Here is a 25,571-nt window from a genome sequence, read left to right as displayed (position 1 = left end):
GGGTCATGCAAAATCGTGTGACGCCTACTCCGCCTGAAAATCGACTGTGGCCGTCGTCAGGCCCGATGACACCAGCCTCAGTTGCCCGCGGCCGCCGGTGTGGCCGTGGTGCTGACGTTTTGTACGGCGACCTTGTGGGATATCGACTCTCCTTATCTGTATCAGGTGCGCACCCAGCTTATCCAGCAGGGGCGTGTCCTTGACGAGGTGGGACCCCCGCCGGGTTCCGCAGCCAGAGCTTTGATCCGGACAGGGGCTCCTTCCTCAATGGCCGAGCTGGAGCGGTTGGTGCGCCGCGATCGCAACCACCCCTCGATCGTCCTGTGGTCGGTCTTCAACGAAGAACCGATGCAGGGCACGAAACAGGGCTCTCAGATGGTCCGGCGCATGGTGGCAAAGGTCAAATCGCTCGACGCCACCCGTTCGGTGACGGCGGCCATGAATGACGGCCTGTTCACGCCCGTCAATGTGTCTCAGGCCGTCGATGTGGTTGGTTTCAACTATCAGTATCAGAATTACGACACCTTCCATAAGGCGCAGCCGACCCTGCCCATCACCTCGTCCGAAGACTGCTCCGCCTTTATGACGCGCGGGGAATACAAGACCATAAAGGACAAGCCCATCATCGCCGCCTATGACGATGACGCCGCCGACTGGGGCACCACGCAGCGCGTCGGCTGGAAAGCCATAGCCGAGCGGCCCCTTTCCGATCTAATCTGTTATTTCTTACCGGCCCCGATGAGCAGAGCGTCCAGCATCGCCTGATCCTTGACCGCAAGCGTCGTGCGGTCGATGAGGGCTCCGGTGTCCCAGAAGAAGGGCACGGCGCCATTGGCCCGCGCCTGCTGGGTGACATACCGGTTCCAGAAATCCACCGAGGCGTTGTGCTTGGGCATGTCCAGCGGCTGGGTTTTGCGCCAGGCACCGTACTCACCAATGATGACGGGGATGCCCTTATCGATGAAGTGGGTCTTCATCGCCAGCATCTGCTGATCGACATAGGGCTCCTCGCTGTGGGTCGCGTTGCGGTCTGGCTCGATCGTCGAATGGTTGTCGCGGCCCCAGTAATAGAACATCTTGCCCCAGGACGCATCCTGATCGATGATCATGAATTGCGCCGGCGCGTAGTAGTGGACTTCGAACATCAGACGGTTCGTCGCGGTGTCGGTAGGCATACCCGGCCACACCGAAACGGCAAGTTCGGTATTGGTTTGAGGGGCCTGCACGATGAGGGTGCGATAGGCGTTTCGGCCACCGGTCGCCCGCACTGCGTCAATGAACGTTTGGTGATAACTGAGGAGGACCCTGGTGTTCGGCGCCGTGCTGGCGTCCGGCTCGTTAGCGCTGGCGAAGATCAGGCGTTCGTCGAAGTCGCGCAGGTGTGTGGCGATCTGCTCCCAGAACGCTTTCTGCCTGGCGTTGACGGCATCCTTGCTGGCCTCATCTACGTGCTTCTCAAGCCAGCCCCCATCCCAGTGGATGTTCAGCACCACATAGAGGTCGGCGTTGATGCAATACTGGACAACCGTCCTGACGCGATCCAGCCAGGTGTTCGAAATCTTTGCCGTTGTCTTATCCGCATACTGGTCCCAGGCGCACGGCAGCCGAATGGCGTCAAATCCCAGAGCCTTATACGTGTTGACAAGCGCCTGGGTGATAAGCGGATTACCCCAGGCGGTCTCACCACCTATGGCTTCCATCGTATTACCGATATTGATGGCCAGCTTGATTTTGCCGGCAATCTCGGCCGCCGTGCTGCTCATCCCCACCGCATTCGCCGACAGCGGATTTGTATTATAGCTGGGATACAAACCGCTCGTGGATGAAGACGATGATGATGAGGAGGAGGAGGAAGACGACGAAGACGAAGTGCCACCCGCGGAGGCCGTCGATACACCACCACCGCCGCCCCCACCGCAGGCCACGACCGATAGGGGCACCACGCAGGCGGTAGCCATGATCAGATGGCGACGGTTCAGAACCTTGGGCGTCTTGCCGGTTTGTTTTGTCATAGGGTACTTCCTCGTTTTACAGGCCGTTTACGGCTCTATTTGTGAGTATTTAGATATTTCAGTGAGTTAAAAAACGATCTGGCGCAGGCGCTTTGACAGCCTCGGCCCGAAAACGGGTGATCCACATACCTCCGCCTGCTGACAGTTCGGCTGAGATCACCTCAGGCATCGTTTAATTGAATGATTATATGATAATGCCGCTTACTCACTGTCAAGCATCGCCTAAGACGGTCAGTCGGCTCGAAACCGCCGGTTGACAGACCAGTCTGGAACGGAGCTGAGACAGGCTGCGTATCTGCACCTCCAACAGCCCGGATACCGCGCTTAGAGCCTTGCTCGACTCCTGACCACTCAGGGCCTCGGCGTAAAAATGCAGGGTCCGCTGCTGACCCGGCGCCACAGAGCACCCTTCCCACCCGATCAGCCTTTCGCACACCCCGCCATCGGCCTGTCTCAGCCGGGCGTAGATCTGGACGTATTCGGTGATATGCCACGGGGTGGGGTTATCGACCTGAAACGACAGGAACACCTGCCCTTCATTCACGCACAGGCGCGGCGGTCCATAACGCAAGGACTCGTGATGAGCGTCTGTGATCCGCAAGGCGTCGTCGTACATTCCCGTTCCCCTGAACATCGGTGGCGTTTGCGCAACCGTTTTTCAGCAGTATAACGCGCCACCGCGCCTCAGCTAACAATCTGAATATATGCGATTATTTCCCATATGGCACATCCAGCATGATCGAAACTGTTCGCAGCGTCCGAATACGGACACATCGCGACTCCCGAAGGCCCCTCCACACGGTCACCTTTGCAAATGCGCCATAGTGCTTTGAAGTGCACATTGAATGCGTTAGACGTACAAGGAGAATGAATGCGGCACGATCTGAGGGCGCAATGACTGACCTTATGGAGACGGGGGCCAAGATGGCCGTCCATGTTCACCGCCTGCTCGGTGAAGCCATTGTCGCCGGTGAGTTTGACGGTTCGGGCCTGCCCAACGAAGCCGAACTGAGCACACGCTATGGGGCCAGCCGCACGGTGATCCGCGAAGCCATCCGTATGCTGATGGGCAAGGGCCTGATCAGTATGCGTCAGCGCGCCGACCGTATTCAGCCGCTGGCCGCCTGGAACCTTCTCGATCCCGAAATCAGCTTTTGGCTGCGCCGCCGGCCCTTCTCTCTGGAGATTTTCCGGGAATTCATCCAGATGCGTCTGGCGGTCGAGCCCGTGGCGGCCGGTCTGACGGCGGCGCGAGGTGATGCGGCGGTGGTAAAATCGCTTCAGACTCTCTTTGCGGCGCTCGAAGCAGCTCCGGCTCAGTCGGAAGCGCGCCTGACGGCGGCGATCCAGTTTCACCAGACGATCGTGCTGGAATCCGGCAATGCGTTTTTCACGCGCCTGCTGGCCCTGATCAGCACCGCCCTGCACATGGAACATACCCACGCCCAGCCCAGCCCGCTCACCCTCTCCTTCCAGCAGCAGATCATGACCTGCATTGCGAATGGCGATGCCGCCGGGGCCGAGGGCATGATGCGGGAATTGCTGCGCGCGACGCTGCGGCAGGTCGAAGCGGCCCCCATCGAAGCCTGACGCCCCCGCAAAATGCCTGTGAGCCGGCCGGAAGACCGGCCCACAGGATGACCGCATCAGGACGCGGGTTGCACCTTTACCAGCACCACATCATTGCTCGACATCGGGACGCTGAGCGACACTGTCCCGTTTGCCCCAACCGTCACCTTGCGGTCGGTTTCGGGAGCGTCGGCCGTCAGGGCCTGCATCTTTTCGATCTGCGCCGGCGTCAGTGTGTCCGGTGCCCCCAGCTCGATATAGGCGGAATAGGCATCGTTCTTCTTATAGCCCGTGCGCTGCACCGTCAGTCGGTAGGCACCCGGTTTCAGGCCTGTCAGCTTCAGGCTGACCGGGGCCGATCTGGCGTTGGGGACCAGCTTCGAGAAGAAGGTCTTGTTGCTTGAACCCTTCTGGTCCGGCAACTGGAAGTCCCAGATAACCGCCGAAGCCCCCTTGCCGTCATAGGCCGCCCACACCTGATCATCAGACGTAGGTATTTCTTTGCCGCTCAGGGTGTTGAGATACTTATAGGCAAACCACGAAGCCTTGCGGATGCCTTCGCGGTTCATCAGGCCAAAACCGCCGTGGAAGGGGGCGTTGGGGGGGCCGGCTTCCTCGAACAGGTCGGAATAGACCCAGTAGCTCATGCCCTGCGCCACCCCCTTGGTGCCCTTCAGCTTGCTGAGGATGTAGGGGGCAGCGACGTAGGAATCGTGGCTGAGGTCGCGCGGGTTATAGCTGGTGCTCCATTCGGTGAAGATCAGCGGCAGGCCGGGCAGGTGCGAGGCTTCGATCTCGGCACGCACCTTTTTGACGTCACCAATGATGGCGTTCGGGCTCTTCGATAACTGAAGGTCCATCTTGCCCTCTTCGTCGAGATAGCCGTAATCGACGCCATAGGTGTGGGTGGTGGCGAAATCGACAGGCGTGTTCGTCGCCTTGGCATAGGCCAGAAGCTCCGGCACCCAGGCCGCCCCGGCGGTAGACGGGCCGCCGACGCGCAGTTGCGGGTCGATGGCTTTCAGGGTGCGGGCCGTGACACCATAAAGGGCGAAATACTGCTCCTGATCGGCATATTGGAAGAAGCCGTCGAGATTGGGTTCGTTCCACACCTCGAAATACCAGCTACGCACCTCTTCAATGCCGTAACGATCAATCAGGTGTTTGGTGAAATCATGCACCAGTTGCTTCCACAGATCGAGGCGCGGCGGCGAGGTATTGCCCTTCCAGTAAAAGATGGTCTGATCCGAGGTCTTCAGCGCCGAGGGCGTAAAGCCCAGCTCGACAAAGGGCTTGATCTTCATCTTCAGCAGGCGGTCGTACAGATAGTCGATCTTTGTCCAGTCATAGACCAGCTTGTTATCAACCGTCTTCACCGTGCCCAAATCGTCGTGGAAGATGTCGTGGAAGCGGATATAGCGGAACCCCAGTTCCTTAGCCGCGATTTCCAGTTGCGCCAGATTGGCCTCACGGATCGTCGTGCCCGGATAATCGGCCCCGACCGACAGATCATAAAAGCGGTCAACCGGCTGTGTGGCCTTGGTGACGTCGAGCGTGACCTGACGCGCGGCGGGGGCGGCCAGCACAGCAGAGGGCACCAGCAGGGCGCCGGCGATCAGGGCCGCGAGGGTTCTGCGGGAAGCTTTAACGGGCATAGAGTCTCCTGTGTAAAACGTTATTTTTGAGGTTCGGAAGGGGGTGAGAACACCGAGAAATCCGGCCAGACAACAGGGGCTAAGGAACTATATCAACGCCCTCCGCCTCCAGATTCAAGCCCCGACTACGTCTCCCTTGGTCCATGGTCCTTTAGCGGCGACCTTGACGCGCACAGACCGGATTTTTAGATTATTGTCAGACCAACACAGAGAGCAATCGGCCTCTGCGTGTGTGGCTGCGCATTTTTTGACATCCGCGCGTTTCGTCCGTCGCCGCATCGAATCGTCAGCGTTGACCCACGCAGTTTACCAGACGCCTCCACCATAGATAACAGACAGTATTGGTTGACTTTTTTCAAGGGCGCCCACAAGGTGTCCGCTCAATTGACCGCTCCGTCCGAAAGCGTACATGTCCGAAGCCTCTCGCACCCTTCTGTTTGTTGATGACGACGCGGATGTACGCAAAACGGCCGAGCTTCTGTTCCGACGGGCCGGATACGCCTATCTGGAGGCCGCGTCGCCCGTCAGCGCCCTCAGCCTGCTGGCCACCAGGCCGGTCGATCTGGTGCTGCTCGATCTGAACTTTTCCAAATCGCAGACCTCCGGTCAGGAGGGCCTTGACGGTCTGGCGGATATGCTGCGCCACGATCCGAGCCTCAGCGTCATTGTCGTCACCGGGCATAGCGGGCTTCAGATCGCCGTTCAGGCCTTGCGGGCCGGGGCGCGCGACTTCGTGATGAAGCCGTGGAACAATGAGCGCCTGCTGGCGACCGTGGAAGCGACCCTTGCGTCGCGGCGTACCGACACGCTCGCCCCCACCCGCCCCCCGGCCCTGATCGGCCTGTCCGAGCCCATGCGCCGCATCATGGCGGCCATGGACCGCTGCGCCGCCCTGACCATCCCCGTGTTGTTCAGCGGCGAAACCGGAACGGGCAAGTCGCTGGCGGCGACGGTCCTGCATCATCAGTCGCGCCGCTCAAGCCTCAGCGTGGTGGAATGCGCCACCTTGTGCCCCGAAGACCTTGACGATACGCCCAACCGCACGCTGATCCTCGAAAATATCGACCGCCTGCCGGACAAGATCATTCCCGCCCTGCTGAGCTATCTGCATCGCGCCCCGCGTTCCAACAGCCGCGTCATCTCCACCAGCGCCAGACCCCGCGGCGAAATCGGGCTGGACCGCGGACTGATGTACGCCCTCAGCACCATGGATATCGCCCTCGTTCCCCTGCGTGAACGGGTCGAAGACATCGTGCCTCTGGCCGAGCATTTTATTCTGACCACCTGTCATTTGCACGGCTTTCACCCGCGCACCCTGTCGCCGGAAGCCCGCGCCAGTCTTCAGGCCGAAGCGTGGACCGATAATGTCCACGCCCTGAAACACGTGATTGAACGCGCCATCATCCTGTCGGACCATCCGACCCTGACGCCTGACGACCTGCGCCTGCACGATCGCCCCGACGCGGCCGGCGACGCCCCCAGAGGCAATCTGGCGCAATCAGAAAAAAGTCTGATTGAAGAAGCGCTTAACCGGCATAACTTCAATGTGTCTGCCGCAGCGGCAGAACTGGGTCTGACCCGGCCTTCGCTTTATCGAAGGATGGCCAAACATGGCCTCTGAGCCCCGCCTGAGGCAGGGGCTGGCCCTTCTGGCACTGGCCCTGAGCGCTGCCTTTATCGGAGACGCTGTCAACCGGGCGCTATGGGCCAATGCCGCGCTGGGGGCGCTCGTCTGTCTGATCCTGTTTGCCTATCTGATGAGCGGAAACCGGGCGGCCGCGGCGCTCCCGCCCGCCTCTGCGCCGACGGGCCATAGCGATCCCGTCCACGTCTTTCTGGATCAGATTCCCCTGCCCCTGATCAGTCTGGCCCCCGGCGGGATGCCGCAGGCCGTCAACCGGGCGGCGCGCGCCCTGTTTGAAACCGACGACGCCATTGTGCGCGGTCGCGAAGCCCTGCTGTCGGCCCTGACGCCCCCGAACGAGCCGCGGCTCGATCTCTTCGGGCGACGCTACGCCCTCACCCTCAACGAGGTACAGACGGAGGACGGTGCCTTCCGGCTGGCCACCCTGACCGATGTGCAGTCGGAAATCTATCGCGTCGAAGCCGCCACCTTGCGCGATACGCTTCAGGTGCTGGGCCATGAAATCATGAACTCCCTGACGCCCATCTCATCGCTGGCCGATATCGCGCGGGACTATCTCAGCCCGATGTCAGGCGAAGCCGCCGACCACGCGCGCGACGCCCTCACCACCCTGTCGCGCCGTTCGGCCAGCCTGACCCGCTTTATCGACGCCTATCGCGCGCTGGCCCGTTTACCCGCCCCGCAGTTGCAGCCGGTGCATCCCGGCCGTCTGGTCGAGGACGTGCTCCGTTTTTTCACACGCAATCCCGCCATGGCCGGTATCCGTTTCGACCTTGAGGTCGAGGCAGGCGTGCCCTGGGTGGCGCTGGATGAGGCGCAGGTCGGTCAGGCCCTGATCAATATCATCACCAATGCCGTCGAAGCCACCGAGTCCAATGCCGGTCTGCGTCAGGTCAGCGTCCGCGTATCCCATACGCCACACGATGTGGTCATTCGCATCGCGGATAATGGCGAAGGTATTGCCGAAAGCGTGCGCGCCGGACTGTTTATGACCTTCACCTCCACTAAGCCGCACGGGTCCGGTACGGGCCTCAACCTGGCCCGTCAGATCGCGCTGGCGCACGGCGGCAATCTCGGTTTGCTTGATGAGCCGTCCGCCTCTACGGTCTTTGCTTTCACCTTCCCGGTCACCGGATAGACCCCATGCCGCTGATCCAGCTCACGCACATTCATCATACCTATGCCGAAAATGCGCGCCCGGTGAACGCCCTGCGCGGCGTCAGTCTGGACATCGAAGCGGGTGAATTTGTCGCCATTGTCGGGCCGTCGGGCAGCGGAAAATCCACCCTGCTCAATATCATCGGCACGCTGGAAAGCCCCAGTCACGGCGACTATCGCTTTGACGGCCGGGCCGTTGCCGAAATGTCGGGGCGTGAACGGGCCCTGTTGCGGGCCTCGCGCATCGGCTTCGTCTTCCAGAACTTCAACCTGATCGACCACCTGACGGTGTTTGAAAACATCCGGCTGGGGCTGCGTTATCGGCGTGATCATCTGAAAAACGAAAACGAACGGATACTGAGCGCCATGGACAAGGTCGGTCTGGCGCACCGGGCCGACCATCTGCCGCGCGAATTGTCCGGCGGGCAGCAGCAGCGCTGCGCCATTGCCCGCGCCATCGTGGGCGACCCGCAGATCGTGCTGGCCGACGAACCGACGGGCAGTCTCGACTCTCAAAATGCCGCTCAGGTGCTGGGCATTCTGGCGGAACTCAACAGCCGCGGCACCACGCTGGTCATCGTGACGCACGCCCCCCGTCAGGCCGACCGCGCCGGACGGGTGGTCGAAATGCACGATGGCCGCATCCATCTTTCGACCCGACGTCTGGCATGAGGCAGACCCAACGCGACTTTGGTTATGTTTTGCGCAGCGTGACGCGCCGCTGGGGCGTCTATGGCCTGATGATCGCCGGAACGGGCCTCGCGCTGACCCTGACCCTGATCGTCGGCCTGTTTATCCGCAGCGAGTTGAGTTTTGATCGCTTTATCCGCGATTCCGACCGTGTCTATCTGGTGTCGGCCCTGTACGGGCTGGAAAACAAGCCTCTGGTGGGCAGCGACATCACCCCCGCTGGCGTAGCCCGCTGGATGCGGTCGGATATGCCCGAAGCGCGGCAGGTGGCGCGTCTCCTCCCCGTCGAATGGGCTTTTTCGACGCCGCGCCGCATCGCCCGCGAGCGCTTTTTCTGGGCCGACCCCAACCTGTTCGAGGTGCTTGACCTGCCCGCCGTCGCCGGAGACCTGAAGACCGCACTAAACGCACCCGACAGCATCGTCCTGACGCAGCGCATGGCCAAAGCCTATTTCGGCGATCAGAACGCGCTCGGCCGCACCCTGACGACGCGGGATAATCAGCGTCTGCGCGTCACGGCCATACTGAAGGATTTTCCGTCCAATACGCATCTGGACCGCGAACTTTTCGTTTCCGGGCGTTCTGCCTACAGCGTGCTGGCGCTGCACGACGCCAACCCCAGCTATCTGTGGAGTATCTGCTATACCTATGTGAAGATGGCCCCCGGCGTCCGGCCGGAGACGGTGGCGCAAACCCTCAGCCGGCTCACGCATCAGAACTGGCAGGGGCCGAACAACATCCCCGTCAGCTACGAACTGATCGCCCTCAAAGACCTGCACCTGCACGAACGGGGTGACCTTCAGATGAAGGCGCGCGGACACGTGGATACGCTTGTGGCCCTGTCGCTGGTTGCCTTGGTTATCCTGTCGATTGCCTGTGCCAACTATGCGGGGCTTGTGCTGGCGGAAACCAATGAACGCGGAGCCGAAATGGCGTTGTTGTCCGCGCTGGGCGCCGGGCGGGCGCATCTTCTGGCCACGGTGCTGCGCGAAAGCCTGATCGTGCATCTGATCAGCCTTCTGGTGGCGCTGGCCCTGACCGAGCGGCTGTTGCCCTATCTGAACCACAGCCTCAATCTGGACCTGAAACTGTGGGCCTCTCCGCTAAGCCTGATCGCGATTATGGCGCTGATTACCACCGCCCTCGCCGTGTTATCGGCCCTGCTGCCGGCGATTATCGTCACCGCCCCTTCGGCGGTGCGCCGGGCCCGGATGCGCACACAGCCGCCGCAAAGGTGGCAGGGATGGATCATCGCGCAGTTTACGCTGGTCATCAGCCTGCTGATCGCCGCGCAGGTCGTCTCGCGGCAATGGGACTATGCGCTTTACACCGCGCCGGGGTTTGACGGAGATCATCTGTACATCGTGCCGCGCCATGACAACCCTTGGATAAACCGGGCTTTTCTCAACGAAATCGAGCAGATGGACGGGGTTTCGGGCGTCGCTGAGGCCTTCGGAGCCCCGACCTCGAATTTCGTGCGCCCCGCTCTGGTGAAGGGTAAGGACGGACGGGTTCGGTCCTTTACCCGAAACTCGGTTTCCCCTGACTTTTTTGAAGTTTATGGGGTCAAGCTGCGCGCCGGACACGGGCTAAACAGTACGTTTTCCGAGATTATTGCGCCCAGAGACGTCCTGATCAATGAGACCGCTGTGCGCGCCCTGGGCTTCGCGTCGGCTCAGGAGGCGCTGGGGCAAACGCTCGAATACGAAACCGACCGCACGCACATGCAGTCACGCATTATCGGCGTGGTGCCGGATATCCGCTTTTCTACCGTTCATTATGCCGTCGCCCCCATGATGTTTGACGGCTTCGACCGGTTTTTCACGCATTTCAGCATCCGCGTCAAAGCTCAGGGAGAGGTCGAAACCCTGAGACAGATCGATCAGGTCTGGCTGCGTCACACTGGCGGGACCGAACCCATCGCCCGACAAGCGTTTCGGGACTATCTGACCTCGCAATATCACGACCTTCATCAGCAGGTGGCCGTCAGCCGCCTTGTCGCCGCCGCTGCCATTGTCCTCTCGGCTCTGGGGCTGATGGGGCTGTGCGTCTTCCTGACTCGCCACCAGAGCCGGGAACTGGCGATCCGCAAGGCCTTGGGGGCGCATTTTGGCGATCTTTTGAGGCACCGCCTCAGACCCTTCTGGCTGCCCCTGCTGATCGCCAATATCACCGCCTGGCCGCTGGCCGGGTTCGTCCTGCAAAAGTGGCTGGGGACGTTCGCGGCGCACGCGCCCCTGACGCCCCTGCCCTTTGTGCTGGCCAGTCTGGCGACCAGTGCCTGCGCCGGCGGGGCCATCCTTCTGCACGCCGTATGGTCAAACCGCAGCGTCAGGACGTCCCTTCTGCGTCAGGATGCCTAGCCAGTTCAAAGGCCAGATTGTCGCTCATGCGCAGGGCCGGCTCCGAGATTTGTGCACTCAGTGTGGTGCGCCCCGTCTCCTGCGGATTGATCGAGAAATGCTTGACGGTCGAAACGAAGTGAACGGACTGCACGCCCCGGATCAGTCCCGCGGCGTCCAGTACGGCGAACTGCGCATCGCTCAGAGTCGGGTCGGCACTCACCTCTTGCGTCTCCGCGCGCGACGGATCGAGGGCGCGGAGACGGGCACCGCGAACGCAGCCGCCTGACACGTTTTTTCAGTAACACCCTGCCCTCTTTTAAGCTTTTTGATACGCCACAGGCCCGCCGATCGCACCGGGGCAAGACGCGCCCGAACGGCGTTTCGCACTCTACACGAACACCCGCCCCTGACCGCGCAGAGCCGCACGTGCCCATCAACTGGGCTCTATGCTAGCAACGGCGTCGCCCTCGACGCGAGCAATATTTGTCTGACTATATTATCTAAAATAAAGTTAGGGAACTCATAGAGGCGGCAAACCGTGCGCGTTTATAGCCGCTGAAACCGTCTTCACACGCCACGGAATGAACGTGGCGAAAATACATCACAACTTTGTAGCTTTGCATAAAGTTTACGCAGATGCGAAAAAAAGATTGACGCTCAATGAATGTTATATGACGCTGACGGTGTTATCCAAAGGCGGATAACACACGGCGAGGCCATAGAAGGCTTCGCCCATCACCGGACAACGACGTCTCAGACCATTACCGCACAAGGGGAACCTGCGGTTTAGTCTGGGGCGTTTTTTTTTGCTCTTTTCAGGGGATATGACCGTGGCCCATCTCAAGCTGCGTCGGAAAAGCGCGCCTTTAATTTTGTGCGGCGCAACATTTTTAAGCGGGGTGTATGCCCCCGCTTTCGCTCAGGAGACGTTTGGCGAGGCGCTGGCCATGGGTAAGCCCCTGCTGGAAAGCCGTCTGCGCTACGAGGGCGTTGATCAGGCGGGGCTGAAAAAGGGGTCAGCCCTGACCCTGCGCAATCGCATCGGCTTTCAGTCGGCGGACTGGAAGAACCTGAAATTCCTCGTGGAATTCGACGATGTCCGCGCTCTGGATGACGACTATAACTCGACGACCAACGGCAAGACGCAATATCCGACCGTTCCTGATCCTACAGTGACCGAACTGAACCGCGCGCAGGTGGTGTGGACGCCCTCAAGCTTCACCACCGTCACCGCCGGTCGTCAGCGCCTCCTCCTCGATGATGCACGCTTCATCGGCAATATCGGCTGGCGTCAGGACGAACAGACCTTCGATGCCTTGCGCGTCGATACCACGGTGGGCAAGCTGGCCGTCACCTACGCCTATGTGTTTCAGGTCAACCGTATCCTTGGTGAAAGCGCCGACTGGGATTCCGACAGCCACCTGTTGAATGTCACCCTGCCGATCAATGAAGCCCTGAAGATTCAGGCTTTTGATTACGCGCTCGATTTTGAGAATGCCAAGGCGAACTCGACCAATACCATCGGTCTCAAGGCGTCAGGTTCGGCCTGGGTGTCATCCTTCAAGCTGGCCTATTCCGGCTATTATGCCAAGCAGACGGACTATGGCTATAACCCGGCCGATTTCGAGCTGTCCGCTTCCAATATCGACGGGGCGGTGACTTGGGACATGTACACCTTCAAGGTTGGTTACGAGACCTTTGAAGGCGACGGCACGCGCGGCTTTATTACGCCGCTGGCTACGGCGCACGCCTTTAATGGCTGGTCCGATGCGCTGGCCTTCAATGGCAACAAGACCATGGCCAACGGGTTCAAGAACCTCAGCTACACCCTGACGGTGGCGGGCTACACCCATCCGTCCTTCCCGCTGATCAAGAACCCGACCCTGACGCTCGCCTACCACGATTTTGAGACAGATCGCCTCAGCCAGTCGATCGGCACGGAGTTTGACGCGCAGTTTGCCTCTGGCCTGACCAAGAACCTGTCGCTGCTGCTGAAATATGCCGACTTTGAGCGCGCCAACACCCTCATGCCCGCCTCGCGCACCAAGGTGTGGGTCGGCTTCGAATACAAACTTTAAGGGACCGACTGATATGACCACCTTTTCCCGCCGTCAGGCCCTGATCGGGGCCGCCGCCACCGTCGCCGCCGCTAAAGGGCTTTTCCCCTCAGGGGCCTTTGCCGCCGGTAAGGGGCCTGAGGTTTCCGGTGCCAAGCTGGGCTTTATTGCCCTGACCGATGCCTCCCCCCTCATCATCGCCAAAGAGAAGGGCCTGTTTGCCAAATACGGCCTGCCCAATGTCGAGGTGCTGAAACAGGCCTCATGGGGGGCCACGCGCGACAATATCGTGCTGGGCTCACAGGGCGGCGGCATCGACGGGGCGCATATCCTCAGCCCCATGCCCTATCAGTTCACGCTCGGCGTCGGGGCGCGCAAAACACCGATGTATATTCTGGCGCGGCTAAACACCAATGGTCAGGGTATCAGCGTCGGCAACGATCTGAAAAACGTGCAGGTCGGGCTGAACGCCGCCGGTGCCAAGGCCAAGTTTGCCCAGATGAAGGCCGCCGGCAATCTGGCCAAGGTGGCCATGACCTATCGCGGCGGTACGCATGATCTTTGGGTGCGTTACTGGCTGGCGGCCGCCGGGATCAACCCGGATACGGATGTCTCCACCATCGTCATCCCGCCGCCGCAGATGGTGGCCAATATGAAGGCCGGGACGCAGGACGTCTTCTGCGTCGGTGAGCCGTGGAACGGTCAGTTGGTCAATCAAAAGATCGGCTATACCGCCACCACCACCTCCGAAATCTGGATGAACCATCCGGAAAAGGCGCTGGGGATGCGTGCCGACTGGGTCGATAAGTACCCGAATGCCGCCAAGGGCCTGATCGCGGCGGTCATGGAAGCCCAGCAATGGTGCGACAAGAACCGTCCCGCCATGTGCGCCATCACCGCCGGGCGTCAGTATATCAACGTCCCGATCAACGACATCCTGCCGCGCCTTCAGGGCAAGATCAATTACGGCGATGGCCGTAATGTCTCCGGTTCAGCGCATCTGATGAAATTCTGGGCCGACAATGCCGGCTTCCCGTTCAAGTCGCACGACACCTGGTTCGTCACCGAAAACAAGCGCTGGGGCATTATCGACAACGACGTGGATACCAAGGCGCTGGTCAACAAGGTCAACCGCTCCGACCTGTGGCGCGAAGTGGCCAAACAGTATGGCATCCCGGCCCCGGCAGATTCCCGCGGTGTCGAGCGCTTCTTCGATGGCAAGACCTTCGACTGGACCAACCCGAATGCCTACCTCGCCAGCCAGCCCGTCAAGAAGCTGGCCTGATTTAAGCCCCTCCCAACCCTCTCCCCGTCAGGGGAGAGGGATATTGAGGTTTCCATGCCCTTTGAAGTTCACAAAATGACCTCCCCTCAGACTGATGTCTCCGCAGACCCGGTCGCCGAACATAACCAGATCCTTCTGGCGGCGGCGCAGGCCAAACAGATAGCGGCCTCCAGACGGCGAAAGCTGGCTGACAAGGCCGGGAACTACCTGATGCCTTTGCTCACGGTGAGCGCCTTGCTCCTGATGTGGGAAGCGCTGGGCACCGCCTTTCCGGGGGGTCTGCCCTCGCCTTCCATGGTCCTGATGGAAGCGCAGGAGCTGATCTTTGATCCCTTCTATGACCGGGGCGGCGTGGACAAGGGCCTGTTCTGGCACGTCCTGACCTCCCTGTCGCGCGTAGGTATCGGCTTTGGACTGGCCGCCGTGTGCGGTGTTCTTCTGGGCGCCTTCCTCGGCACGGTCGATTGGGCGCGCAAGGGGACCGATCCGATCATTCAGGTCCTGCGCACCGTGCCGCCGCTGGCCTGGCTGCCTATCTCACTGGCCGCCCTGCGCGAAGCCCAGCCGTCGGCCCTGTTCGTCATCTTTATCACCTCCATCTGGCCCATCGTGATCAACACCATGGTCGGCGTGCGCAATATCCCGCAGGACTATGTCAATGTCGCCAAGGTGTTACGCCTGACGCCCGCCGAATACTTCTTCAAGATCATGCTGCCCGCCGCCACGCCGCACATTTTCACAGGCCTGCGCATCGGGGTCGGTATGAGTTGGCTGGCCATTGTGGCGTCCGAAATGCTGCTGGGCGGCGTCGGCATCGGCTTCTTCATCTGGGATCAGTACAACTCGTCGCGCATGTCCGACATCATCGTGGCCCTCGTCTGGGTCGGTCTGGTCGGCTTTGTGCTCGACCGTCTGGTGGCCCTTGTGGGTCAGTACGTCTCGCGCGGCACCACTGCGGATTAAAAGGTTACCTCATGTCCAAACCGCTTCTTTCCCTTGAAAACATCTATGTCGATTTCGAGCGCGATGGCGTCATCTCGCAGGTGCTCGACAACGTCTCGCTCAGCGTCAATAAGGGCGAATTCCTGTCGATCATCGGCCATTCCGGTTGCGGCAAGTCCACCCTGCTGAACGTGGTCGCGGGCCTTGTGCCCGTGACGCTGGGGGCCGCCCTGCTCGACAATAAAGAGATCAAAGGCCCCGGCCCCGAACGCGCCGTAGTGTTTCAGAACCATTCGCTTTTGCCGTGGATGACCGTCTATGAGAACGTGCGTCTGGCCGTCGCCAAGCTCTACGGTGCCAGGGAAAACCTGAAACAGCTCCACGACCGCACGCTGCACAATCTGGAACTGGTCAAGATGACTCACGCCAAGGATAAACGTCCCGGCGAAATCTCAGGCGGCATGAAGCAGCGCGTCGGCATCGCCCGTGCCCTGGCTATGGAGCCAAAGGTATTGCTGCTGGATGAGCCCTTTGGCGCGCTCGACGCCCTCACCCGCGCCCACCTTCAGGATACGGTGATGGAACTGCACGAACGCATCCGCTCAACCGTGCTGATGATCACACATGATGTGGATGAAGCCGTTCTACTGGCGGATCGCGTGGTGATGATGACCAATGGCCCGAAGGCGCGCATCGGGGAGATCGTGGACGTGAAGACGCCGCGCCCGCGCGACCGTAAGGTGGTGATGCAGGATGCGCAGTTTGTCGAATGCCGCCGTCGCATCGTCAGCTTCCTCGAAGCCCACGATCACGCACCCATCCCACTGGCCGAACCGGCCTGAAACACTCAGCCCTGAGACAATCGTCCATGAAAAAAACGCCGCCCGCAAAGATCGGGCGGCGTTTTTTTTGCGTTTGGGCCTGTCTCATACCAACGGCCGAAGATGCTGACCGCATCCGGCCGTTGAAGAAACGAGGATTTCTCATATGTGTCAGTGACATGAGACATCCTCGAATGGAATACCAAGAGTCATTTTCAATGACCCTTGGTATCAGGCTTGCACCGTTTCCTTTTTTAAGCCCTCAGCGTGGCGCAACAGGCATTGTTTCAGTTCGCCCTTGCACGAGCCGCAGGCCGTGCCGGCGCGCGTCGCGTCGCCGATCGCTTCGACCGTAGCCGCGCCATCGTCTATGCAGGCTAGGATGGCGTTTTCGCCCACACTGTTGCAGGCGCAGATTATGCGGCCTCTGTCCGACACACCCGGCATCCGGCCGATCAACAACGCCGCACGCTGTGGCGCGCTCAGTTCCGGCTCTCCGAAGCACTCGAGCAGCCAGTCGCGTGGCGGCAGTTTTTTGTGGATCGGTGCTATGAAGAACACCCGCGTCAAACGGCCGTTTTCGACGCGCACCTGACGCCGGATGCCGGTGGCCGGGTCCTCAAGCGTCGCCGTGGCGTCAAAGTCCGCGCTGTCCGGCGTGCCCGTACCCGCCATCTCATAGCCATCGGCGTGGGCATAGGCGGTGCGACGCCAGACCGTATCCGGCTGAAACACAGGCGGCGCGCCGTCGCAATCGCGCGGCACCATCAGAAACCCGTGCCAGACCTCGCCGAAGGCCCGCACCTGCGCCGGGGTGTGCTTGAACTCCGGCTGCCCGGACACGGGATCGACCGCCGGATTGATCAGCGGGTTTGAGCGACCAAAGGGCGCGAACTGCTGTGTCCAGTGCATCGGGGCGTGCAGGTTGCCGACGCGCACATCGTCGGTCACGCGCGCCTTATAGATGGCCTCGCCCTGCGCTGTCGTCACAACCGCCAGCCGTCCGTCACCTATCCCCAGCCGCCGCGCATCCTTCGGGTGGATGTCCAGCGTCGGCTCGGTGATATGGCGGTTCAGTTCCGGCGCCAGCGCCGTGCGCGTCATCGTGTGCCAGTGGTCACGCACGCGGCACGAATTGAAACTGAACGGAGAGTCCGGCGTCGGCGGCTGAGCCGGGCCGCGCACCACCGGCGGCACCAGCCGCGCCCGACCATTCGGCGTGTTGAAACGCCCATCGGCGAACAGGCGCGTCGCCGGCAGGCCATCGGCCGGAAAGGGCCAGCGCACCGGCATCAGCGCGTCGTATTGGGCCTTTGACATGCCACAGAGGCCGCCCAGATCGAGAAAACGCTGCCCGTTATTTTCAAAGGCCGTCAGCCCGGCGTGCTCGGCAAACACCTCATCCGGCCCGGCCCAGTCAAAGGCCTGCGCCCAATCCGGGTTCATCCGCCGCGCCACCTCGGCAATGATGGCCCAGTCCGGGCGCACCTGCCCCGGCAGCTCGGTCAGGGAGCGTTGCCTTGAGATGACGCGCTCGGAATTGGTCACCGTGCCGTCCTTTTCGCCCCAGGCGGCTGCCGGGAGCTGGATATGGGCCATGTCCATCGTATCGGTGCGTGCCATGACGTCCGACACGACCACCAGTTCGCACGTCGACAGGGCTTCGTGGATGCGGTTGGCGTCGGGCATGGACACCATGGGGTTGGTGGCCATGATCCAGATAGCCTTGATCTTGCCCGTGCGCACCGCCTCAAACATATCGACGGCTTTCAGGCCGGGTTTGGGCGCAAGGGTCGGTGAGCCCCAGTAGCGTTGCACAAGGGCTTTCGACGAGTCATCGAAATCCATATGCGCGGCCAGCATATTGGCCAGCCCGCCCACTTCACGCCCGCCCATGGCATTGGGTTGGCCGGTGATCGAAAACGGCGCGGCCCCCGGCTTGCCGATCTTACCCGACAGGAGGTGGGCATTGATCAGGCTGAGCCCCTTGTGCACGCCCTGCGACGACTGGTTGGAGCCCATGGAGAACAGGCTCACCACCTTATCCGTGTACAGAAAGGCATCATAAAAAGTCTTCAAATCGGCCGGCGAGATACCGCAATCCGCGGCCACGGCCTCAAGGCTCTGATCGTCGGCGGCGAGCGCGGCCATCAGGCGCGAAAAGCCCTGCGTATGCTGATCCACAAAGTCATGATCGAGCGCATCACGCGCGATCAGATGCGCGCACAGGCCATTCCACAGGCGGACATCCGTCTGAGGGCGAATCATCAGATGCAGGTTGGCCGCCTTCGCCGTATCGGTGCGGCGCGGGTCGATGCAGACGCGGAACTGATCCTGACGCGCCTCAATGCGGCGAAAAAGAACCGGGTGGGTCCAGGCGGCATTGTGGCCGCTAAAGACCAGCAGGTCCGCCTCAGTCAGATCATCATAGACCCCCGGCACCAGATCGGCCCCGAAGGTCAGTTTGTGGGCGGCCACCGCCGAACTCATGCACAGGCGCGAATTGGTGTCGATATTGGCCGTACCGATATAGCCCTTGGCCAGCTTGTTGACCGCGTAATAGTCCTCGGTCAGCAACTGACCGGAGACATAAAAAGCCACCGCATCCGGCCCGTGTTCGGCGATGATGTCACGGAAACGCCCGGCCACCTCGTTAAGCGCCGCGTCCCACGTCGTATCGACAAAACCCTGTGGCGTGCGACGGCGCGGGCTGAGCAACCTCCCCTCCAGCCCGAAGGTCTTGCCGAGCGCCGTGCCCTTGGAACAGAGCCGGCCCTGATTGGCCGGATGCGCCCCATCGCCCCGCACGGTCATCTGACGACCAGCAAGCGTCGCTTCGACGCCGCAACCGACGCCGCAATAGGGACAGGTGGTGGATTGGGTGGTGGTCATTGTACCTCTCCCCCTCTCTTTTTAGGGAAAGGGGTTCAACGCAGTCCGAGAAAAATCCGGGCGTTTTCAATCTTCAGCGGCACGGTGGGCGTACAGCCCTTCCCCGCATCTACCCCGACGGCCTCGCCCGTTTCGAGGCTGAACGACCAGTTGTGCAACGGACAGGCAATATGACGGCCGTGCACGATACCTTCGGACAGAGGACCGCCCTTGTGCGGGCATTTGTCCATCACGGCGTAATAGTCATTATCCACGGTACGAAAGACGGCGATGGCCCCCTTGTCCGTCTCGACCCGCCGGGCCCCCTGATACGGCACATCCGCCGCCGCCCCGACGTCCAGCCACGTCAAAGGCGGGGTTTGCAAAGCCAGATCGCCGCTCATCGCGCCATCTCCTTCTTTTCGCTGCGCAGGTCCGCCAGCGGTGAAAACACCTTGGCCGGTTCGGACTGGGGGGCGTGCTCCGCCCACGGATCGACCTGAAACACGGCCTGTGACTCCAGAAAACGCGCCATCAGGGCCTTTCGGGTCTCCTCATCGAACAGTTTGGCCTTGATCGCCTCAAGGCCCACACGCTCGATCCACGGCGCGGTGCGCTCCAGATACCAGGCGTCTTCGCGGTAGAATTGCACGAAGGCCATAGAATATTCGCGGGCCTCGGCCTCGGTCGCCACCTTGCACAACAGGTCCGTGCCGCGCAGGTGGATACCGCCATTGCCACCGACGTGCAGCTCATAGCCGGAATCAACGCAGATGACGCCGAAGTCCTTGATCGTCGCCTCGGCGCAGTTGCGCGGGCAGCCTGAGACCGCCATCTTGAACTTGTGCGGCATCCATGAGCCCCAGGTGTCCTGCTCCAGCCGGATACCCAGCCCCGTCGAGTCCTGCGTGCCGAAGCGGCACCATTCCGACCCGACACAAGTTTTCACCGTGCGCAGCGCCTTGGCATAGGCGTGGCCCGACACCATGCCAGCGGCGTTGAGATCGGCCCAGACGGCGGGCAGGTCCTCTTTTTTGACGCCGAAAATATCGAGACGCTGGCCGCCCGTGACCTTGACCATGGGCAGGTTGAACTTATCGACGACATCGGCAATGGCGCGCAACTCCCTGGCCGAGGTGACGCCGCCCCACATGCGCGGCACGACGGAATAGGTGCCATCTTTTTGAATATTGGCGTGGTTACGCTCATTGACGAAGCGCGAGCGCGGATCATCCTGATACTCACGCGGCCACGCACACAGGAGGTAGTAGTTCAGCGCCGGGCGGCACGAGGAACAGCCATCCGGCGTCTCCCATTTCAGCGCCTGCATGACGTCGGGGATGGTCTTCAGTCCTTGCTCGACAATCGCCTGACGCACGACGGCGTGGCCATGATGCGTGCATTTGCACATCGGCTTGGGGCCGGTCTGCGCCTTGAAGGCATCGCCCAGAGTGACCTTCAGCAACTGCTCGACAATGCCGGTGCACGAGCCGCACGACGCCGACGCCTTGGTGCAACCGCGTACCTTATCCAGCGTGTCCGCGCCGCCGCTGATGGCCGCGACCACCGCACCCTTGCTCACGCCGTTGCAGCCGCACACTTCCGTGTCGTCGGGCCATGCCGCAACGGCGGCGTTAGGGTCCACGCCAGCCAGCGCCTCCGTCACCGCCTGACCGAAGATCAGGGTGTCACGAATCTCACCAATGCTTTCGCCCTTTTTGATAAGGTCAAAGTACCAGCCGCCATCCGCCGCCTCACCAAACAGCACCGCGCCCACAAGCTGGTCATTCTTGATGACGATGCGCTTATAGACGCCGCGCGCCGGGTCACGGAACACGATGTCTTCGCAGCCGTCGCCACCATTGAACTGACCCGCCGAATAGAGATCGACGCCGGAGACCTTAAGCCGCGTCGCCAGTTCCGAGCCCAAATAGGCCGCCTGCGGGTTCTTACCGGTCAGCACATCGGCCAGCGTGCGGCACATGTCCCAGATGGGCGCCACAAGGCCGTAGCACTGCCCGCGGTGCTGCACGCATTCGCCGACCGCAAAGATGAAGGGGTCGCTGGTACGCATCTGGTCATCGACGACGATGCCGCGCTCGACAGTCAGACCGGCCGACTTCGCCGGTTCCACATGCGGGCGGATACCCACCGCCATGACCAGAAGCGAGGCCGGAATCACGCGCCCGTCCTTGAGTTTCAGCCCTTCTACGTGGGTTTCGCCCAGTATGGCCTCAGACTGCGCGTTCAGCACGGCTGACACACCGCGTTCGGCCAGCGCCTTTTCCAGCAACCGTCCGGCGGCCTCATCGAGTTGCCGCTCCATCAACACATCGACCAGATGGATCACCGTGGCCTTCATGCCGCGTTTGGCCAGACCGTAGGCGGCCTCCAACCCCAAAAGTCCGCCGCCGATGACCACTGCCTCGCCGCCTGCCTCCGCCGCCTTCTGCATCAGATCGACATCGTGCAGGTCGCGGAAGGCCACGACGCCCGACAAATCCGCACCGGGCAAAGGCAGGCGGATCGGGTCAGAACCGGTAGCGAGGATCAGACAGTCGTAAGCGATCGTCTGACCGTCGTGCAGCACCACCCGCCGGGCATCGCGGTCAATACCCTGCACCCAACAGCCGAAATGCGTCTTCACGCCATTGAGGTCATACCAGTCCTGCGAATGGGTGACGATCTGTTCAAACGTCTTTTCGCCCGCCAGCACCGGCGAGAGCTGGATACGGTCGTAGGTGGCGCAAGACTCGGCACCGATGATCGAAATGTCGAACATACGATCATCGCGTTTGAGAATCTCTTCGACGATACGGCCACCGGCCATGCCCGCGCCAATGACGACGATCCGGGGTTTGGCCACAGGCTCAGAATGAAAGGCCATGGGATTGCTCCAATGCGAGCGCGTGGGAATTGAGCCAAAAAAAATCCCGCACCCCTTTGACGCCAAAGCGTTTCAGGAGTGCGGGACATCTTTGTCCGATGAAGACTCAAACGCGCCGCCGTTGGCGCTTCTGAGCAAATGTCGTGGATCGACCTTGATCCGTAGCTTTATTGGGCCACAGGACGCGCGCCCTGTCAATCGGCGATTTTTGCGCCTGCGAGATTGGGATTCCGCCACGAAAACCTATGAGCGTCTGACCCGGAACACCCCCCCGTCGAACAGGGTATTGGGCGGCATCAGGACCGGGGCGGGCGCGGCCGGCAGCGTCCACGGCGCTTCGGCCCCACCCTCGTCCTTCTCATCCTCGACAGGCAGGGACAGGCTGAGCGGGGCCGCCGCCTGCCGCCAGAGGTCCGGTCGATAGACCCGCCGCGCAATGGCGTCGAAATCGTGGCTCCCCTCCGTCAGGCCCCAGCGCACAAACTGCCCGATGAACCATTTGGCGTGGCTGATCCACGGGAAGGTCGCCGTCTGCGGATCAAGGATCAGACCCGCCCCGCCGGGCGCCAGCGCCGCCTGAATAGCCTCCAGCGGCGCGCGCACATAGGCCTCACGGCTAAGGATCAGGGCCAGTTCCTCGGCATGAGAGGGCTCCGTCGCCCACTGCCCGGCCCGCAACAGGGCGCGCGTCAGGGCCACGGCGGCCTCCGGGTGCTCTTCGGCCCAGACACCTCGCAGAGCCAGCACCTTTTCGGGCTTCAGCGTCCAGAAGGCGGGGTCGGAGAACAGCACAACCCCATTCCCGTTCAACTCCGCCATCTGCGGCCAGGGGGAGCCAGAGCAGAAGCCGTCAATCACCCCATCGCGCAGGTGGTCGGCCATGCGCGACGGCGGCAGAACCACCCACTGCACCTGCCGGTCGGGGTCGATCCCCCGGCCGCCAGCCAGTGACGCAGCACGAAATGGTGCGGCGAATAGTTGAACGGAATGGCCAGGGTCACCTTGCCTTCGCTAACGGCGCGCCGGTGCTGGATCACCAGCCGCAGGGCGCGCGCCGACTCCAGCAGGGTCGAGGCCCCCAACCCTTCAAACACCTCTTTCAGCTTGGAGGAAATGACCACCGAATTGCCATTGGCCCCCAGCGCCATGGGCGCGATGATGTGCCCGATGGCAGGCCCAAGCCCCAGTCCACGCGCCAGCGGCAACGTCGCCAGCACGTGCGCGCCATCCAGCAGGCCATAGGACAGCTTGTCGCGAATATTCGACCAATTGGCTTCGCGGCTGAGCGAAACATCCAGCCCTTCGGCGCCGTAAAAGCCCAGCGCTTCGGCCAGCACGACCAGAGCGGCGTCGTTGAGCGGGCTGAAACCGATACGTACACTCAACATCCGTCGTCCCTCTTCTTCAGCAGGTCGGAAATGGCGAGGATGTCCTCGGCGATGGCCGCGATGGGGCGGCCTGAGTCCATGGCGTGCTTACGCATCAGGCGATAGGCCTCCTCTTCGCCGATGCCGCGTGAGGTCATTAGCACCCCCTTGGCGCGGTCAATGGTCTTGCGCGCCGCCAGATCGGCCCGCGCCTTCGACAGGTCATGGCGCAGGGTCTGCATCAGGTTGAAACGATGCGCCGCCACCGACAGGATGGAGGCCACGCGATTGGGCGCATAGCCGTCCACCACATAGGCCGCCACCCCGGCCTCCAGCGCCTGCGCCGTCGTATTGGCATCCGAACGGTCCACAAACATGGCCACAGGGCGCGGCGCGTGCTCATGGGCGATCTGCAGCGCATCCAGCGTATCGCGATCCGGGCTTTCGCAGGCGATGATGACCATGTCCGGGTTGATCTCGCTGAGGCGGGCCAGCTCAAAGCGCGGCCAGATGTGCAGGGTTGCGCCATGCAGGCTGTCGTCCAGCCGCATGCCTTCGGCCACAAGGGCCGCGCGCGCGTCGTCGGGATCGATGATCAGCACATTCACGGGGAATTATCCGGCAGGGAAAGGGTATCGGGTACGCCCCACCGCGCTGCGGGGCGTCGATTCTGCTCTTACGGCTAATGCCAACATGCCGCCGGGCGCAAGCGAAAAATTTTGACCTTTCCCGCAACGCAAAATCGCGCCTTGACAGGGTCTGCCTGAGTGACTTAGCCTTTTGTAGCGATTTGGGAACTGGCCAACGGCGGTCAGCCTCCGGAACGAACCGGACCGTCGTCTCCACCCGAAAAAGTCTCCGCATTGCCGAAGTGGCCGTTGCGCTGCCCGGATCGACGCCGCAGGTTTATCCATGATTTCCAAAGACTTCCTCAAAGCCGGACACGCACCTACGCTGGTCTCGGCCTTTCTCTATTTCGACATGAGCTTCATGGTCTGGGTGCTGCTGGGGGCGCTGGGCGTGCAGATCGCCAGCGATCTGGGCCTCACCCCGGCGCAAAAGGGCTTCATGGTCGCCGTACCCATCCTGACCGGGGCCTTGCTGCGGCTGGTGGCGGGGGTGATGGTCGATCGCATTGGCCCCAAGACGACGGGCGCAATCGCTCAGGCCATCGTCATTGGCGGGCTGCTGGCGGCCTTTGTGCTGAAAATCGACTCCTATGCCGGTGTGCTGATGCTGGCCGGCGTGCTGGGCGTCGCCGGGGCGTCGTTTGCGGTCGCCCTGCCCTTGGCATCCCGCTGGTATCCGCCGCAGTATCAGGGCGTGGCTCTGGGCATTGCCGGTGCGGGCAATTCCGGCACGGTGTTTGCCTCGCTGTTTGCGCCGTCGCTGGCCAAGGCCTTTGGCTGGAGCACCGTCTTCGGTCTGGCGGCCCTGCCGCTGATCGCCGCCTTTATCTTTTACATGCTGTTTGCCAAGGATGCGCCCAATCCGCCCGCGCCCAAGCGTCTGGATCAGTATTTTAGCGTCCTCAAACAACAGGATGCGTGGTGGTTCCTGTTGTTCTACGGTGTGTCCTTTGGCGGCTTTGTGGGCCTCAGTTCCTCCCTCAACATCTATTTTAACGCTGAATACGGCCTCGATCCGGTCAAGGCCGGCTTTTTTACCGCGGCTTGCGTCTTTGCCGGTTCGCTTTTCCGGCCGGTGGGGGGCAGCGTTGCCGACCGTATCGGCGGCATTCGCACCTTGTCGATCATGTACGTGGTCGCGGCCATTGCCCTCATCATCATCAGCTTCCGCCTGCCGACCGAATTCACCGCCCTGTTATTCCTGATCGTGGGTATGGGGGCGCTGGGCATGGCCAATGGCGCCGTGTTCCAACTGGTGCCGCAGCGCTTTCGCGCCGAAATCGGCGTGATGACCGGCCTTGTCGGCATGTTTGGCGGCATCGGCGGCTTCTATCTGGCCACCAGTCTGGGCCTGTCGAAACAGGCGCTGGGCTCCTACCAGCCCGGGCTGATCGGATTTGCGGCGCTGGCCCTGATCGCCTTTGGCGGCCTGAGCCTGATCAAGCGCCGCTGGCGCACCACCTGGGGCGGCGCACTTGAGAATGTACGGATATAGCTGTGGTTTTCGCTTGTGCGTCCACCGTTTCAAGCGGAATGATTTCTAGTGAGATCATTCCGCTCAAGCCGCCATTGAGGCGGCGGTCAAGGTGGCGAAGCCACCGCCCGGCGAGGGACTAAACAAAAATCTAGATCATTATG

The 25,571-nt window shown here is 61.7% G+C and carries 19 protein-coding genes and 1 pseudogene; 11 read left to right on the top strand and 9 right to left on the bottom strand.

The window, feature by feature from the left end; genetic code table 11:
• Positions 1 to 81 precede the first annotated feature (81 nt).
• Positions 82 to 765, top strand: coding sequence for a glycoside hydrolase family 2 TIM barrel-domain containing protein (locus EM6_RS13090; RefSeq protein ID WP_232037172.1), 684 nt, complete (start codon positions 82 to 84; stop codon positions 763 to 765).
• Here the strand turns inward: EM6_RS13090 and EM6_RS13085 are convergent.
• Positions 720 to 2,012 carry a glycoside hydrolase family 5 protein gene (locus tag EM6_RS13085; protein ID WP_126423605.1) on the bottom strand — a complete coding sequence of 431 codons (1,293 nt, stop codon included), beginning with the start codon at positions 2,010 to 2,012 and terminating at the stop codon, positions 720 to 722. The genes EM6_RS13090 and EM6_RS13085 overlap by 46 nt on opposite strands.
• A 211-nt stretch (positions 2,013 to 2,223) precedes the next feature.
• Complete coding sequence (locus EM6_RS13080; RefSeq protein WP_126423604.1) at positions 2,224 to 2,628, bottom strand: hypothetical protein; 405 nt, start codon at positions 2,626 to 2,628, stop codon at positions 2,224 to 2,226.
• A 278-nt stretch (positions 2,629 to 2,906) separates the two neighbouring features.
• Between EM6_RS13080 and EM6_RS13075 the strand changes: the two genes are divergently transcribed.
• Positions 2,907 to 3,602, top strand: a complete 696-nt coding sequence (locus tag EM6_RS13075) for a FadR/GntR family transcriptional regulator (RefSeq protein ID WP_172961262.1) — start codon at positions 2,907 to 2,909, stop codon at positions 3,600 to 3,602.
• A 56-nt stretch (positions 3,603 to 3,658) separates the two neighbouring features.
• Here the strand turns inward: EM6_RS13075 and EM6_RS13070 are convergent, their stop codons facing one another.
• Positions 3,659 to 5,236, bottom strand: a complete 1,578-nt coding sequence (locus EM6_RS13070) for a GH39 family glycosyl hydrolase (protein ID WP_126423602.1) — start codon at positions 5,234 to 5,236, stop codon at positions 3,659 to 3,661.
• A gap of 409 nt (positions 5,237 to 5,645) precedes the next feature.
• On the opposite strand from EM6_RS13070, the gene EM6_RS13065 reads away from it, so the two are divergent.
• From EM6_RS13065 to EM6_RS13050, 4 genes are read left to right on the top strand one after another with little or no spacing between them, the layout of a single operon-like run.
• Positions 5,646 to 6,857: a sigma-54-dependent transcriptional regulator gene (locus tag EM6_RS13065; RefSeq protein ID WP_126423601.1), complete on the top strand. Its 1,212-nt coding sequence runs from the start codon at positions 5,646 to 5,648 to the stop codon at positions 6,855 to 6,857.
• Positions 6,847 to 8,019 (top strand): sensor histidine kinase, encoded by a 1,173-nt coding sequence (locus EM6_RS13060; RefSeq protein ID WP_126423600.1) that lies wholly within the window; start codon positions 6,847 to 6,849, stop codon positions 8,017 to 8,019. Before EM6_RS13065 ends, EM6_RS13060 begins: the two co-directional genes overlap by 11 nt.
• A gap of 5 nt (positions 8,020 to 8,024) precedes the next feature.
• Positions 8,025 to 8,711 carry an ABC transporter ATP-binding protein gene (locus tag EM6_RS13055; protein ID WP_172961261.1) on the top strand — a complete coding sequence of 229 codons (687 nt, stop codon included), beginning with the start codon at positions 8,025 to 8,027 and terminating at the stop codon, positions 8,709 to 8,711.
• Entirely contained in the window at positions 8,708 to 11,092 is a 2,385-nt protein-coding gene (locus tag EM6_RS13050) for an ABC transporter permease (RefSeq protein WP_126423599.1), read from the top strand. The genes EM6_RS13055 and EM6_RS13050 overlap by 4 nt, the downstream gene beginning before the upstream one ends.
• Here the strand turns inward: EM6_RS13050 and EM6_RS13045 are convergent.
• Complete coding sequence (locus EM6_RS13045; RefSeq protein WP_126423598.1) at positions 11,061 to 11,294, bottom strand: hypothetical protein; 234 nt, start codon at positions 11,292 to 11,294, stop codon at positions 11,061 to 11,063. The genes EM6_RS13050 and EM6_RS13045 overlap by 32 nt on opposite strands.
• A gap of 679 nt (positions 11,295 to 11,973) precedes the next feature.
• Here EM6_RS13045 and EM6_RS13040 point away from each other — a divergent pair.
• The 4 genes from EM6_RS13040 (at position 11,974) to EM6_RS13025 (ending at position 16,200) form a co-directional block, all read left to right on the top strand.
• On the top strand, positions 11,974 to 13,152 hold the full coding sequence (locus EM6_RS13040; RefSeq protein ID WP_232037171.1) for an alginate export family protein: 1,179 nt from the start codon (positions 11,974 to 11,976) through the stop codon (positions 13,150 to 13,152).
• Positions 13,153 to 13,165: 13 nt separating this feature from the next.
• The gene (locus EM6_RS13035) at positions 13,166 to 14,416 is read left to right on the top strand and encodes a CmpA/NrtA family ABC transporter substrate-binding protein (RefSeq protein ID WP_126423597.1); all 1,251 of its coding nucleotides are present in this window, start codon (positions 13,166 to 13,168) and stop codon (positions 14,414 to 14,416) included.
• 75 nt (positions 14,417 to 14,491) lie between these two features.
• Entirely contained in the window at positions 14,492 to 15,379 is an 888-nt protein-coding gene (gene ntrB / locus EM6_RS13030) for a nitrate ABC transporter permease (protein ID WP_232037170.1), read from the top strand.
• A gap of 11 nt (positions 15,380 to 15,390) precedes the next feature.
• Positions 15,391 to 16,200 carry an ABC transporter ATP-binding protein gene (locus tag EM6_RS13025; protein ID WP_126423595.1) on the top strand — a complete coding sequence of 270 codons (810 nt, stop codon included), beginning with the start codon at positions 15,391 to 15,393 and terminating at the stop codon, positions 16,198 to 16,200.
• Between the two features lie 210 nt (positions 16,201 to 16,410).
• Here EM6_RS13025 and EM6_RS13020 read toward each other — a convergent pair whose 3' ends face one another.
• The 5 genes and pseudogenes from EM6_RS13020 to EM6_RS13000 form a co-directional block, all read right to left on the bottom strand.
• Entirely contained in the window at positions 16,411 to 19,071 is a 2,661-nt protein-coding gene (locus EM6_RS13020) for a nitrate reductase (protein WP_126423594.1), read from the bottom strand.
• Between the two features lie 35 nt (positions 19,072 to 19,106).
• Positions 19,107 to 19,454, bottom strand: coding sequence for a nitrite reductase small subunit NirD (nirD, locus tag EM6_RS13015; protein ID WP_126423593.1), 348 nt, complete (start codon positions 19,452 to 19,454; stop codon positions 19,107 to 19,109).
• Entirely contained in the window at positions 19,451 to 21,937 is a 2,487-nt protein-coding gene (nirB, locus tag EM6_RS13010) for a nitrite reductase large subunit NirB (protein WP_126423592.1), read from the bottom strand. The genes nirD and nirB overlap by 4 nt, the downstream gene beginning before the upstream one ends.
• 243 nt (positions 21,938 to 22,180) lie before the next feature.
• Positions 22,181 to 23,325, bottom strand: a pseudogene (locus tag EM6_RS13005) (ABC transporter substrate-binding protein).
• Entirely contained in the window at positions 23,319 to 23,912 is a 594-nt protein-coding gene (locus EM6_RS13000; protein ID WP_126423591.1) for an ANTAR domain-containing response regulator, read from the bottom strand. The pseudogene EM6_RS13005 and the gene EM6_RS13000 overlap by 7 nt, the downstream one beginning before the upstream one ends.
• Positions 23,913 to 24,216: 304 nt before the next feature.
• Here EM6_RS13000 and EM6_RS12995 point away from each other — a divergent pair, with 304 nt between their 5' ends.
• Positions 24,217 to 25,428 (top strand): nitrate/nitrite transporter, encoded by a 1,212-nt coding sequence (locus tag EM6_RS12995; RefSeq protein ID WP_126423590.1) that lies wholly within the window; start codon positions 24,217 to 24,219, stop codon positions 25,426 to 25,428.
• Positions 25,429 to 25,571 lie beyond the last annotated feature (143 nt).

The organism is Asticcacaulis excentricus (assembly GCF_003966695.1).
In the GTDB taxonomy this organism is placed as follows: domain Bacteria; phylum Pseudomonadota; class Alphaproteobacteria; order Caulobacterales; family Caulobacteraceae; genus Asticcacaulis; species Asticcacaulis excentricus_A.
Note: the sequence above shows the minus strand (reverse complement) of the source record. Positions and strands in the feature narration are given on the sequence as shown.